Annotated in this window: 12 protein-coding genes and 1 other annotated feature; of the genes, 5 read left to right on the forward strand and 7 right to left on the reverse strand. The window is 55.2% G+C overall.

Features of this window, described 5'->3' with window-relative positions; all coding sequences use genetic code 11:
- Window positions 1–28: 28 nt before the first annotated feature.
- Window positions 29–547: a deoxycytidylate deaminase gene (locus tag F1381_RS16505; RefSeq protein WP_151735946.1), complete on the reverse strand. Its 519-nt coding sequence runs from the start codon at window positions 545–547 to the stop codon at window positions 29–31.
- A gap of 91 nt (window positions 548–638) precedes the next feature.
- Entirely contained in the window at window positions 639–1,250 is a 612-nt protein-coding gene (locus tag F1381_RS16510; protein WP_151735947.1) for a ComEA family DNA-binding protein, read from the reverse strand.
- A 186-nt stretch (window positions 1,251–1,436) separates the two neighbouring features.
- Here F1381_RS16510 and comER point away from each other — a divergent pair, with 186 nt between their 5' ends.
- A complete protein-coding gene (gene comER, locus F1381_RS16515; RefSeq protein WP_151735948.1) occupies window positions 1,437–2,288 on the forward strand; it encodes a late competence protein ComER in 852 nt (283 codons plus the stop codon).
- 144 nt (window positions 2,289–2,432) lie between these two features.
- Here comER and leuS read toward each other — a convergent pair whose 3' ends face one another.
- From leuS to F1381_RS16540, 5 genes are all read right to left on the reverse strand, one after another.
- Window positions 2,433–4,883 (reverse strand): leucine--tRNA ligase, encoded by a 2,451-nt coding sequence (leuS, locus tag F1381_RS16520; RefSeq protein ID WP_151735949.1) that lies wholly within the window; start codon window positions 4,881–4,883, stop codon window positions 2,433–2,435.
- An 81-nt stretch (window positions 4,884–4,964) separates the two neighbouring features.
- Window positions 4,965–5,226, reverse strand: a binding site (T-box leader).
- A gap of 66 nt (window positions 5,227–5,292) precedes the next feature.
- Window positions 5,293–6,372, reverse strand: a complete 1,080-nt coding sequence (locus tag F1381_RS16525; RefSeq protein ID WP_151735950.1) for an AI-2E family transporter — start codon at window positions 6,370–6,372, stop codon at window positions 5,293–5,295.
- A gap of 193 nt (window positions 6,373–6,565) precedes the next feature.
- Entirely contained in the window at window positions 6,566–6,775 is a 210-nt protein-coding gene (locus F1381_RS16530; RefSeq protein WP_150266502.1) for a hypothetical protein, read from the reverse strand.
- Window positions 6,776–6,789: 14 nt separating this feature from the next.
- Entirely contained in the window at window positions 6,790–7,311 is a 522-nt protein-coding gene (locus F1381_RS16535) for a PRC-barrel domain-containing protein (protein ID WP_151735951.1), read from the reverse strand.
- Window positions 7,312–7,409: 98 nt separating this feature from the next.
- Window positions 7,410–8,555 carry a cysteine desulfurase family protein gene (locus tag F1381_RS16540; protein WP_151735952.1) on the reverse strand — a complete coding sequence of 382 codons (1,146 nt, stop codon included), beginning with the start codon at window positions 8,553–8,555 and terminating at the stop codon, window positions 7,410–7,412.
- 324 nt (window positions 8,556–8,879) lie between these two features.
- Here F1381_RS16540 and F1381_RS16545 point away from each other — a divergent pair, with 324 nt between their 5' ends.
- From F1381_RS16545 to F1381_RS16560, 4 genes are all read left to right on the forward strand, one after another.
- A complete protein-coding gene (locus tag F1381_RS16545) occupies window positions 8,880–11,738 on the forward strand; it encodes a glycosyl hydrolase 115 family protein (protein WP_151735953.1) in 2,859 nt (952 codons plus the stop codon).
- 105 nt (window positions 11,739–11,843) lie between these two features.
- Window positions 11,844–12,512 carry an SOS response-associated peptidase gene (locus F1381_RS16550; protein WP_151735954.1) on the forward strand — a complete coding sequence of 223 codons (669 nt, stop codon included), beginning with the start codon at window positions 11,844–11,846 and terminating at the stop codon, window positions 12,510–12,512.
- 205 nt (window positions 12,513–12,717) lie between these two features.
- Window positions 12,718–13,167, forward strand: coding sequence for a hypothetical protein (locus F1381_RS16555; RefSeq protein ID WP_151735955.1), 450 nt, complete (start codon window positions 12,718–12,720; stop codon window positions 13,165–13,167).
- A gap of 36 nt (window positions 13,168–13,203) precedes the next feature.
- Window positions 13,204–13,638, forward strand: coding sequence for a hypothetical protein (locus F1381_RS16560; RefSeq protein WP_151735956.1), 435 nt, complete (start codon window positions 13,204–13,206; stop codon window positions 13,636–13,638).
- Window positions 13,639–13,914 lie beyond the last annotated feature (276 nt).

Raw genomic sequence — 13,914 nt, forward strand, 5'->3', positions numbered from 1 at the left:
CTCTTCTAGTTCAAGCCGCTTCGCGCGGCTATTCGGATACGGTGATCATCGTTTCCTTAGGCGGCTCGTAATTCTCCAGCCGGCGGAAGATGATCCCCTTGGAGGCCAGCATCGCCTCCACCTTCTCCATATCTTTGCGGTAAGGACGCAAATAGACGATCTCCACAATGCCACTGTTGGCCAGCATATTGGCACAGGTCCAGCAAGGCTCGTCTGTCACATACACGGTGCTGCCTTCCCGGTCGCTCCGGTCGGTGAACAGCAGCAGGTTCTGCTCGGCATGAATCGTGCGGATGCAGCGCTGCTTCATGACAACCGTCTCCACACCGTCCACCATCTCCCGTTCATACTGCTCGGAAACCATGCAGCCCGCCTCGGAGCAGTCGGGAACGCCCATCGGCGCTCCGTTATATGCCGTGCCCAGCAGCTTCTTGCCCTGTACCAGTACGGCGCCGACATGACGGCGCGGGCAGCGCGATCGGGTGGAGACCATGCAGGCAATGTCCATGAAGTAAGTATCCCAGTTTTTGCGGTAAGCTACTGTCATTGTCGTTCTCCACTTTCTCTCGTTAATGTTGTTCCCTATTGTAGCATAATGAGGCGGTTTGACACTATGATGAACCGCTGCTTATAGACCATCAGAACATCACGCTGTCCTTCAGCTTCTCCAGCATCTTATCACCGATGCCTTTGACTTCGCCCAGATCGGACAAGCTGCGGAAATGACCGTTCTGGTTGCGGTAATCAATTATGGCCTGCGCCTTCTTCTCGCCGATGCCCGGCAAGTCCATCAGCTCGGCCACTCCGGCGGTATTGACATTAATCTTACCGTCCGCAGCGGCCGTTTGGCCGGACTGGTCCTCTGCCGTCGCAATTCCCGGATGATCCGTAGCGACCTCCGCCGGCAGTCCGGCTGTTCCCGGCGCACCCTCTCCGGCTTCTGCACCCGAACCTGCTGGCACAGCAGACGTACCTGTTGTACTGCTTTGTACCGTACCTTTACCGGCGGCTTCTCCAGACTTGGCTCCTTCACCCGGCCCAGTACTGTCAGCCCCGTTATTTCCGCCGTTGCCGCTGTTCGATCCGGCTGCCGCAGTATCATCTCCGGCTGCTCCCACAGCCTGCGCCATAGCCTCATTCATCGTTTCCCAGCCGTCTATGCCCCCCTCCCGGCTGTGGTCCCCGGCCCACACCAGCCCTCCGCCCAGCAGCAGCGCCACCACACCGGTAAATATTGCGCCTTTATTCAACGTCACATCCTCCTAACGCAAAATGATTATTTATAAACATCTATCACATACTTATTCATCGGCAGCGGCAGAAATTATTAGGCACTCCGCTCCGGCAACAGGCATTAGTCCAAGTTGCGCCTGCATACATTTAACAAAGAGCATTCTTGTAAGCTCAGGGAAATACCAGAAAGGAGGTATCACTGAATGAAGGTGGGTTTTATCGGAACAGGCAGCATGGGCGGTCTGCTGATCAATGCCTTTCTGGCTGCAGGCGCGCTGGCTCCCGGTGACGTGCTGGCCAGTAACCGCAGCAGGCATAAGCTGCTGCAGCTGGAGAGCCGGTACCCGGGCATCAACCTGTGCGGAAGCAACAGGGAGACTGCAGCCGGTAGCGACATTCTCTTCCTCTGCGTCAAACCTCTGGAATTCAAGGCGCTGACGGATGAAATCGCCCCCTGCCTGCACAGCGAGCAAATTGTCGTCTCCATTACAAGCCCTGTGCAGCTGTCTCATCTGGAGGCGGCTTTGCCGGCCAAAATAGCCAAGGTGATCCCCAGCATCACCCACTGCGTGCGAAGCGGCACATCTCTTTGCGTGTTCGGTGGCCGGATCAATAAACAAGACAGGCTGCTACTGCTGCAGCTATTGTCTTTCATCAGCGTACCAGCGGAAATTCCTGAAAGCCACACGCGGATCGCCTCCGATTTCTCCTCCTGCGGTCCGGCATTCATCAGCTTCTTTCTGGAGCGCTGGATCGCATCGGCCGTAGAAGCAACCGGGATTGACGAAGCGCTGGTCAGCCGGCTGGCCGGGGAAATGCTGCTTGGCACAGGCAGGCTGCTGACAGAAGGCCAGTTCTCCCCGCAAGAGCTGCAGGAGAGGGTAGCCGTGCGCGGCGGCATTACAGCCGAAGCGCTGAACCATCTGCGCAGCAGCCTGGAGGGCGTATTCGAGCGGCTCATTACGACCACCCACGACAAATACGGCGAAGATGTAGAACGGCTGAACGCGCTGTTCGGCACATCCGCCCTTATTCAAGAGCCGCTGGACCGCTGAACACGTTAACCCCTTCCTGTAAGCCGGGCTGCCGTTGTCCAGAACGCTGCCCGGAGGCTTCCGCATCTCTTTCGGGGCCGCAATAACCATAAAAGCCCGCAGCACGGATCTCTCCGTAGCTGCGGGCAATCATGCGTTTTTCGCTTAACCCACTACAATATTTACGAGCTTGCCGGGAACCGCAATGATCTTGCGTACGGTTTTGCCCTCAGTCGCCGTCTTCACATTCGGCAGTTCCAGTGCGAATGCTTCCATGGCTTCTTTGCCCATATCCTGGGCAATCATCGCGCGCTGTACGATTTTGCCGTTGACCTGCACCGCGATCTCCACTTCGGCATCCACGGTCCAGGCTTCATCGTAGGCCGGCCACGCCACATAGGTGATGCTCTCTTCGTGGCCCAGCAGCTGCCACAGCTCCTCGGCGATATGCGGCGCCAGCGGCGACAGCATTTGCACGAAGTTCTCTGCGGCCTCGCGGGACAGGGTATCCTGCTTGTAGGCATCGTTGACGAAGATCATCAGCTGGCTGATCGCTGTATTGAAGCGCAGATGCTCGAAGTCCTCGGTCACCTTCTTCAGCGTCTTATGCCAGGTCCGCTTGAATTCATCGGTACCGCCGCCCTCGGTAATCTTGGCGTTCAGACGGCCGTCTTCGCCGACGAACAGGCGCCAGACGCGGGAGAGGAAGCGGTGAATGCCTTCCACGCCTTTTTCATTCCACGGCTTGGTGGCTTCCAGCGGTCCCATGAACATTTCATAAACGCGCAGTGTGTCCGCCCCGTAAGCCTCAACAATCTCATCCGGGTTGATGACATTGCCGCGCGACTTGCTCATCTTCTCGTTGTTGTTGCCGAGAATCATTCCCTGGTTCACCAGCTTGTGGAACGGTTCCTTCGTGTCGACCGCTCCGATATCGTACAGCACCTTGTGCCAGAAACGGGCATACAGCAAGTGAAGCACCGCATGCTCTGCGCCGCCGATATACAGGTCAACCGGCAGCCATTCCTTCTGCAGCTCCGGCGAGCACAGCTCCTTGTCGTTGTGCGGATCAATGTAACGCAGGTAGTACCAGCAGCTGCCGGCCCATTGCGGCATTGTGTTCGTCTCGCGGCGGGCCTTCATACCGGTCTCGGGATCGACGGTCTCAACCCATTCGGTCACATTCGCCAGCGGAGATTCGCCCGTACCGGAAGGGCGGATAGAATCCACTTCAGGCAGCAGGAGCGGCAGCTGATCTACAGGAACCGTCTTCATCGTACCGTCCTCCAGATGCAGGATCGGGATCGGCTCGCCCCAATAGCGCTGGCGGCTGAACAGCCAGTCGCGCAGCCGGTAAGTCACTTTGCCTTTGCCGCTGCCCTGCTCTTCCAGGTGCGCAATCATCTTGGCGATACCCTCAGCGTTGTTCAGGCCGTTCAGGAACCCGGAATTGACATGCGGGCCATCGCCGGTGTAAGCCTCTTCCTGCACGTTGCCGCCTTCAACGACTTCGATGATATCCAGCCCGAACTGCTTGGCGAACTCCCAGTCGCGCGTATCATGGCCAGGGACGGCCATAATTGCGCCTGTTCCGTAACCCGCGAGTACATAATCGGCAATCCAGATTGGCAGCTTGGCGCCGTTCGCCGGATTGACGGCATAAGCGCCGGTGAATACCCCGGTCTTTTCTTTGGCCAGGTCGGTCCGCTCCAGATCGCTCTTGCGGGCAGCCTGGTCACGGTAGTCGGCTACCGCAGCCTTCTGCGCATCAGTCGTAATCCGGTCAACCAGCTTATGTTCCGGAGCCAGCACGCAATAGCTTGCACCGAACAATGTATCCGGACGGGTCGTAAATACCTCCAGCGAAGCGTCGTGGCCATCGATGGCGAAGGTCACCTCGGCGCCGGTCGATTTACCGATCCAGTTGCGCTGCATATCCTTGATGCTTTCCTCCCAGTCCAGTTCATCGAGATCCTGGAGCAGGCGTTCCGCATATTCGGTGATCTTCAGCACCCACTGGCGCATGGGTCTACGCACTACCGGATGGCCGCCGCGTTCGCTCTTGCCGTCGATAACCTCTTCGTTGGCCAGCACCGTGCCCAGCGCCTCGCACCAGTTCACCGACACTTCATCCACGTAAGCCAGGCCCCGATTGTACAATTGGATGAAGATCCACTGCGTCCATTTATAGTAGCCCGGATCGGTAGTGCTGATCTCACGGTCCCAGTCATAGGAGAACCCGAGCGATTTGATCTGGCGGCGGAAATTGTCGATGTTCTTGATCGTGATTTCCCGCGGATGCTGCCCGGTGTCCATAGCGTATTGCTCTGCCGGAAGGCCGAAAGCATCCCAGCCCATCGGATGCAGCACATTGTAGCCGCGCATCCGCTTGTAGCGGGAGACGATATCCGTAGCAGTATACCCTTCAGGGTGGCCTACATGCAGGCCGGCGCCGGAAGGGTAAGGGAACATGTCAAGGGCATAGAACTTCGGCTTGCCCGTTTCTTCTCCGGTCTTAAAGGTCTTGTGTTCGTCCCAGTACTTCTGCCATTTCGGCTCGATTTGCTGGGCGCGGTAGCCCGCAGGGGCTGCACCGCTCTGTTGGTTGTCACTCATGATACGCTCCTCCTTGGAGTATAGCTGCTATTCTTCAACTTTAAGGTCATACAAAAAACCTCCCATCCCCAGCGTATGATCGCTAGGGACGAGAGGTTGAATTCCCGTGGTACCACCCTAGTTAGCGTCGGATATACTTTATCCGGCCACTCACTTTAGACACCCTTTAACGGGGGTGAGCCGACAACTGTTCACCGGCGTATTCCGCATGTCACTGCGGAGGATACGCGGCTTGCGCCGTTACTCCGAGGCGAGTTCATTCCGATTCATTAACCGGCTTCCACCAAGCACCGGCTCTCTGGATAACGTCCCGCGAATTACTGCTCCTCATCATCGAATTGCAATATGGCAATGTTTTTTCATAAGATTACAACATATTATATACAAAAGCCGCGGCCGGAGTCAATGATTAACCGTCTCCCCTTACCGGCTTGCGCCGGATGTAATAGGTGAGCAAATGCTGAAGGACTACCTTACCGGCGGCAAACACCGGTACGGCCAGGATCAGCCCGAGCATACCTGCGAGTTCTCCGCCGACCAGCAGGGCAAAAATAATCAGCAGCGGATGCAGATGCAGGGTCCGCCCCACCACCTGCGGCGAGACAATATTGCTCTCGATCATCTGGCATAGGGTATTTACAACCACTACGTACAGCACCAGCTTGAAAGAAACCGTCGAAGCCATCACTACGGCAGGAGCTGCCCCTAGAAACGGCCCGAGATAAGGGACGATATCAAACAGCGCCACGAGGCAGGCAAACAGCAGCGGATAAGGCATACCGATCAATGCATAGCCAATGTAAGCGAGGATGCCGATGATCAGGCAGACAAACAGCTGGCCGCGGATATAGCTCCCCAGCGCATCGTCGATATCCTTCAGCAGACGGACGATCGATTTACGGCGCGACCGCGGGAGACAGGAGACAAGCAGCCGTTCAAAGACGTCGAAATCCTTGAGAATATAAAAGACAAGAAACGGCACAATGAACGCATTGAATACCAGGCCGATCGTGGTGCCGATATTATCGAGAAAATGCGAAATGCCTTTGGCCAGCCGGCTCTCCAGCTGCAGGAACCAATTGTTCATCCCCATCTCCACACCGCGCGGCATCAGCTCGGTGTTCATATTATTCATGAGGCCCTGGGCATGCAGTGTGATCTCCGGCAGATGCTCGTTCAGCTCTTCAAGCTGCCTGATGAACATCGGAATCAGATTGATGGCGATGACCGCAAGCGCAAGCAGGAATACGGCATAAATCAGCAGAACCGCGACCCCGCGCGGCATCTTGCGTTTGCCCAGCATTTTGACGACGGGATTCAGCACATAGGATAGAATAATCGCCGCCAGAAACGGGGCAAGAATCGCTTTCAGGAACAGGAAAATGACCTGCAACATCGGCCGAAGCAGCCATACCAAATATAAAATGATCAGGGCCAGCAGCAATCCGATCATCCAGCGGAACCCTTTGCTTTGGAACCATCGCTCCATGAGTGAACCTCCTAACGGCAATCTGGACAGGCTTCTCCATAAGTATGTGTCCGCTTGAACCAAATTAACCGCTCTAGGAACGGCAAATGCAAAAAGCGCCAATACCCCTCAGCAAATAGCTTGCTGAAAGGGAATTGACGCTTCCTCTGACTATAATATGTACCCGCTCAGGGCAGCTTACAGACGTTCAAACTTAGGAAGACGCGTGAATTTGCGGGAAATCCTGCGCAATATCTTCTCCCGAGAACAAATCGTCCAGAGAACTGAGTGTGCCGTCTTCTTCCACCTGATACACCGACATTTTCTCGCCGTTAACCGTCAGTTCGATAAAGCAACCCCAGCAATAGAACTGGTGTGAACCGATCTTGCCGATATCCTTGGAGCCACAGTTTGGACACTTCATAACATACATTCCACCTATCCGTTTGCAATATTAATGGCTTTTTGCAGCCGTTCTTCACTCTTGGCGGGTACCAATACCGCATTCTCCCCAATGGACATTTCGTGAGAACAAGGCAGCCATTTGCGGCCTTCGATCAAATCCGTAACCAGTCCGTCACTGATTTCCAGCGCTACTATTGTGTTTCCCAACTTCTGGTCAAAATAAACATCGGATATTCTTCCGAGTATCGTCCCGGAGGCGGTAAGCACCTGCATATCCTTCAGTTTGTTCTTTCCGGAAAGAAAAGTATATGGTATATGGTCAGTGTCGGCCTTAACAATAGCATCTTTACTGCGGATCATCACCGCATCTTCGCCATAAGCGACGATGTCTTCCCATGCCACAACTTTCACATGACCGGAGAAGAAAGATTTGCTTTCCAGTTCAATACCCGTAATATTCCAATTTGAATCCAGTAAACAATCAACAATTTTGCCGATTTCGTTACCTTCTTCAACCTCATATACAGTCAGGCCGATCATGTCCTGAAGTTTCATGGCCCCAGTCCCCTTACTTAGTAAATTGTTACGTGTTTGCAGGGCTATTAAGCGCATACCTACATCATTTCGGACACAAGACTGGAAAAAGCCTAGTGTTATTTACGCAGCCGGTTCAGAATGGTTTCAACTTTTTGAGCAACCAGCCGCATTTCTTCATTAGTATTACCCAAACCTGTGCTAAAGCGAACCGCCGAGTACAAAACTTCCTCCGGAAGCTGCATCGCCTGCAGCACGTGGGACAGCTCCAGCGAACCCGAGGTGCAGGCGGAGCCGCTGGCGGCCGCAATCCCCTCCATATCCAGGTTCATCAGCAGCACATCAGTCCGGACCTCCGGAAAGCTTACATTGATAATGCCAGGCAAAAAATGCTCCGGATTGCCGTTCAGGACATACCTGTCCCCGCCGATTCGCAGGTTCAGTTCAGCGAGCAGCGTGTTCCGCAGCTCCAGTGCTTTCGCCCGCCGTTCGGCCACACCGCCGGCCGCCAGCTCCACCGCTTTGGCAAAGCCGGCGGTACCGGCCAGGCTTTCCGTACCGGCCCGCCGGCCGCGCTCCTGCAATCCGCCGTGCTGCCGGGACGCAAGCGGAGCGCCGCGCCGTACATAGAGTCCGCCGATGCCCTGCGGGCCGTTGATTTTATGTGCCGCAAAGCTCATATAGTCAACCGGCAGATCGCGTAGAGCTATGGGCAATGCGCCAAGAGCCTGAACGGCATCGACATGAACAAGAATTCCGCGCTCACGCGCCAGTCTGCCTATGTCTTCAACCGGCTGTACTGTACCGACCTCATTGTTCGCATACATGACGCTGATCAGAACCGTATCCTCACGTAACGCTGTCTCCACATCGGAAACCGAGACACGTCCCGTGGCATCCGCCGGCAGGTAGGTTACGCTGTAGCCCTGCTTCTCCAGCTCTGCACAAGTATGCAGCACCGCATGATGCTCGATGGCTGTGGTGATGATATGTCTGCCTTTATGCGCCGACGCTGCAGCTGCCCCGAACAGCGCCAGATTGTCGCTCTCCGTGCCTCCGCTCGTGAAGATCCACTCATCTGGCGCACAGCCCAAAAAGCCCGCGATGGTATCGCGCGCGCCGTTCACGACTTTTTTGGCGGCGCGTCCGAATGCGTGCACACTGGAGGCGTTGCCGTACTGCTCCATAAGCATATGATACATGACCTTGGCCACCTCGGGATGAACCGGGGTTGAGGCGGCGTGATCCAGATAGATTGGCTTCATATATTAATCTCCGCTTCTATTCATTCTCTAAGTTCTTACAGGCTATTCGATTATACTGCTGAACCGTCTCCATTGCTACCGACCAATAAACACAATATTGTAACATTTAGGAAAAGCGCATTCCGATTCCTTCATTAAATTGTTTAAATAACAAATAGTTGATATAAACCGGTCCGCGCATAGAGCGGTACGGATAATACCTATAATTATCTCGTGTAACCCTTTTCATTTATTCTACCGGATGGCCGTACGGTTGTGTTAGCATGATGGGGCATTGTGCAGTCAGAACAGCGTTTCATGTAAAAATCAACTTGGAGGATGGGAATGTTTACTGCAAAATTTATCGGCAACTCGGAACAAACCGGTTACTTTCCGCTTGTCCACGGGCATATACCGGCAGCCTTACTGGTTGCTCCGGAAGAACCGCCGGGCATCCGGCGCGCTGCTCAAGACCTGGTGCAGGATATTTCCCGGGTTACCGGGGTTAGGCCGCAGCTGATCTCCCGGCTGGACCCGCAGAAAGAATCTCATGGCCCGCTTGTCATCATCGGAACTGTCCAGGATCAGCTGATTGGTTCACTGATCACGGATGGAAAGCTGGATGCGGCCGGCCTGGCCGGAAAATGGGAAAGCTTTGTCATCCAGACGGTATCCGCTCCCGCTGCAGGCCTTGATCAGGCCTTGGTGATCGCCGGAAGCGACAGGCGCGGCGCCATCTACGGTATCTATGAATTGTCCGGGCAAATCGGTGTCTCCCCCTGGTACTGGTGGGCAGACGTACCTGTGCCGGCACAGGAATCCCTGTATGTCAAACCAGGTGTCTACAAGCAGGGTGAGCCTTCCGTGAAATACCGCGGCATCTTCCTGAATGATGAAGGACCGTCGCTCATGGCCTGGGTCCGCGACAATTTCGGTGACTTCGGCCACAGCTTTTATGAGAAGGTGTTTGAACTGCTGCTGCGGCTGAAGGCCAATTTTCTGTGGCCGGCCATGTGGGACAACACCTTCTATGAAGACGATGAGCGCAATGCCGCAGCCGCCTATGAATACGGGATTATAATGGGCACTTCCCATCATGAGCCGATGCAGCGTCCGCACGGCGACTGGAAGAAGCACAAGAAAGGCCCGTGGGATTACGCCGTGAACAAAGAGAACCTGTATCCCTTCTGGCAGGAAGGCATCCGCCGCAGTGCCGCATACGAGAATATTGTCACCATTGGGATGCGCGGCGACGGCGACGAGGCCATGGGCGGCGATCTGACCTTTGAAGGCAAAATCGCCCTGCTGGAGCGGATCGTGGAGGACCAGCGTACAATTATTGCGCAGGAAACCGGCCGTGAACCGGCGGACACCCCGCAGCTGTGGGCGCTGTACAAAGAGGTACAGGACTATTACAATCACGGCATGACTGTCCCGGATGATGTAACCCTGCTGTGGTCGGACGACAACCATGGTAATCTGCGGCGTGTCCCTGCTGCAGGCGAGCGTTCCCGTCCGGGCGGTGCAGGCATCTATTACCATCTGGATTATGTCGGCGGACCGCGCTCCTATAAATGGCTGTGCACGGTTCCGCTTCCGAAAATCTGGGAGCAGATGCATAAAGCCTATACCTTCGGCGCCGACCGGATCTGGGTACTGAATGTCGGCGATTTAAAGCCAATGGAATTTCCGCTGGAGTATTTCCTGCGCCTCGCCTGGAACATCAACGCCTTTACTGCAGACAATATTAAAGAATACGCCGTGGAATGGAGCATACGGCAGTTCGGCGCGGCTTACGGCGAAGCGGCGGCCGATATCCTGCTCCGCTACACCAAATACAATGGGCGCCTGAAGCCGGAGCTGCTGAATGCTGTTTCCCAGTACAGTCTGCTCCACTACAATGAAGCTGAAACGGTAGTGTCCGATTTCAACGAAATCGCCGGCGAGGCGGAGCGCCTATACCGGGAGATGCCGGAAGCCCCCCGGGATGCCTTCTATCAGCTCGTACTTTATCCGGCCAAGGCTTCGGCAACCGTGCTGGAGCTGCACCTGCGGGCGGCGCGCAGCCTGCTGTACGCCAAGCAGGGCAGAGCCGCAGCCGACAGTGAAGCTGCGGCGGCAAGACGCCTGTTCGAAGCGGATGCAGAGCTGACTTATTATTACAACCATGTGCTAGCCGGCGGAAAATGGAATCATATGATGGATCAGACCCATATCGGGTATACCTATTGGAATCAGCCGCCAGTTAATGAAATGCCGGAACTGGGGTCCAGCGACCTGCTTGAAGGGTCCGAGATGGGCATCGCCGTCGAAGGCTCCGAGCTAACGTGGCCGTCAGCGGACGGTATCCCTTGCCGCCTCCCCGAATTCAGTGTCTACGCCCGCGAGAAGCATTATATCGAAATCTTCAACAAACGCAGAGATCCGTTCGCTTACTCCGTGGAGAGCAGCGCACCTTGGATTTTGCTCTCTACGGCTGCAGGGGAAGTCACAGAACAAACCGTCGTCTGGGTGGAGATTGACTGGGCGCTGGCGCCGGTCGGCTACAGGGAAGAAGAAGTTGCGCTGCACGTGTCAGGGCCGGAAGGCGTGAGTGTCCCGATCACTGTTGTCCTCGACCATCCGGCCGCTCCGAAGCGCGAAGAGGTCAGCGGGCATATCGAGAGCGGCGGCTTCATCTCCATTGAAGCGGAGCATTACACCGCCAGGCATACGGCGCGCGGCGCGCAGTGGCAGGTAATTCCCGATTACGGGCGCACGCTGTCGGCTGTAGCCGTGTTCCCGCCTGATATACCGGCTGCGGATCATCCGGAACCGGCCGGTTCGCCGAGTCTGGAGTATAGGGTGTATCTGCGCCGGCCGGGCAAAGTCGTAGTCTCGCTGCTGCTCGCCCCTTCTTTGAATTTCGTGCCGGGCTCCGGCCTGCGTGCCGGCGTATCCTTTGACGGCGGACCGGTGACGATCGCAGCCGCGCTGCAGCCGGGCGAAGAGGTATCCACCGAAGCGGAGGACTGGGAGCACAGCGTCATTTATAATATCCGCACGGCTTCGGCAATCTGCGAGCTGGCTGAAGCCGGCTATCACACCCTCCGGATCTGGATGGTCGATCCGATCGCCGTTCTGCAGAAGATCATTATCGACACAGGCGGATTGCAGCCAAGCTATTTAGGCCCTCCGGAAAGCTATTATCGGCTTCCGGAATGAAATATTTCCCGTTACCGCCCGCCGTGTTGAACCGGCGGGCGGTATTCGTTACAATTTGAAGGAAGATGCATTCGATCAGAAACAATTCGGGGAGGCGAAGCCCATATGTGCGGCAGATATACGATAACTGTAACCATGGATGAACTCATGCTGCGTTATTTGACCAGCGAAGCGGCGCTCGTCCATTATGCACCCATGTACAACGCAGCGCCGATGCAGATGGTACCGGCCGTGATTCACGACGGCATGCATAACAAGCTCGGCCAACTGCGCTGGGGCCTTGTCCCCTCCTGGGCGAAGGACGCGCGGATCGGCAGCAAAATGATCAACGCCCGCGCTGAAACGCTCCTGGAAAAGGCTTCATTCCGCAAGCTCGTCGTCTCGCGGCGCTGCATTATTCCTGTAGACAGCTTCTACGAGTGGAAGTCCTCAGGCAGCAGCAAGCAACCGATGCGGATTATGCTGCGGGATGAGAGCATCTTTTCACTGGCCGGACTCTATGATATTTGGGTCGACACCGACGGGAACAAGCTTGGCACCTGTACGATTATCACTACCGAGCCCAACCATTTAATGGCTGAAATCCATGACCGCATGCCGGTCATCCTCCCCCGGGAAGCGGAGGCCGAGTGGCTGGACCGCGGCAACCGCGATGTCCCGGCACTGATGGATTTGCTGCGGCCTTTTGACGCCGGGCTTATGCGCGCATATCCGGTCTCGCCCGAGGTCGGCAATGTACGCAATAATTACAAGGAACTCATCAAGGAAGCGTAACAGGGACAAGCCTGTCCGGGCTCTTCCTACCCGCAAGGCGCTTCAGAGACTTGCTTTCCAGGCCGTCCCAGCCCCCGGCACTCCCCTCCTCTCTTTCCTTTCGCCAAATTTCTCATTTTCTGCTAGCCATCAGCAGCAATCCAAACACTCTATTAACCTTAATCATAGATTGCACTATGTTCTATGAAAGGTTAGGTGAGGACAAGTGGCAATTCAATTCCTGGATATGCGGATTGCGCAGACCAGCACCAGTGATTTACCGGGCTTGCCGCTGGCAGCCGGGGCCGCGCCTTATACTTTTGGCGATATCGGTCTTCAGACCGTTCAGGCCGCTCCCGGAAACACCGGTCTTGTCCGCGTAACGCTGAACGCCTTCGTGCGGATGGCCGTAGGGCCCTCCACCGGTATGGGAACAGACGATGTCATCCTTTCCATTTACCGCAACGGCACATTGATCTTTGCCAGCAGCTATCCCGGAGATTTAACCGCTGCCGGAACCGCGTACGAGCTTGCAGGCGTCACGGCCGTCGACTATCCGCCTGCAGCCGCTGTTCTGGGAGGGCAAATACAGTACACGGCTGTACTCACGACCTTCCGAAACGTTACGCTGGGCGCCAGGTCCTTCAGCGGCTTTGCTGTTGCGGGCACGAATTAATATGCCGTATTGCGGCTTGCAGAAAGGGAGATCGGAATGAGCATTCAATTCCTCGATATGCGAATGTCACAAGACAGCACCATGGATACCCCGCCAGTCAGCCTGGCGAGGAACGGTTATGTCTTCGGTAACATCGGACTTCAGACGGCGGGCCTTGCGCCCGGCAACGCCGCGTTGGTCAGAGTTACCCTTAGTGCTTATGTACGCCTGACCGTCTATCCCAGCGTGATTGTAAGCAATGATATTACCTTCGGAATCTACCGCAACAACTCACTGATCTTCTCTACGGTATATCCCGGAGATATTACAGAACTGAACAACATATACAAACTGGTGAACATTACAGCCGTCGATTATCCGCCTGCGGCGGATGTTTTGGCCGGCCAAATTCAATATACCGCTGTCGTATCGGCGATCCGTAATGCAGACCTTGGAGCCCGCAGCTTCAGCGGTATAGCAGTGGCAGGATAATCATATATTTATCTTACAGCTCCCGTATCGGCGTTATAGCCAAGGGAGCTTTCTTTAAGAAAGTAATTAAAGATAACAACCATATAAATACATTTATATAACTTAATGAAACCGTTACAACCAATGTCCTATTAAAAGTTAAGTGTTTACATATTCAACCGTCAAAAAACAGCCCCAAAAAAGAATAATTATATATTGACGTAATATTTATTCACATGTATCATAAACCATAATTTAAACGTACAGGATGAGCTTACCAATCCGGGGCTGGAGTTT

This window comes from Paenibacillus tengchongensis, assembly GCF_008973665.1.
Lineage (GTDB): Bacteria > Bacillota > Bacilli > Paenibacillales > Paenibacillaceae > Paenibacillus_AQ > Paenibacillus_AQ tengchongensis.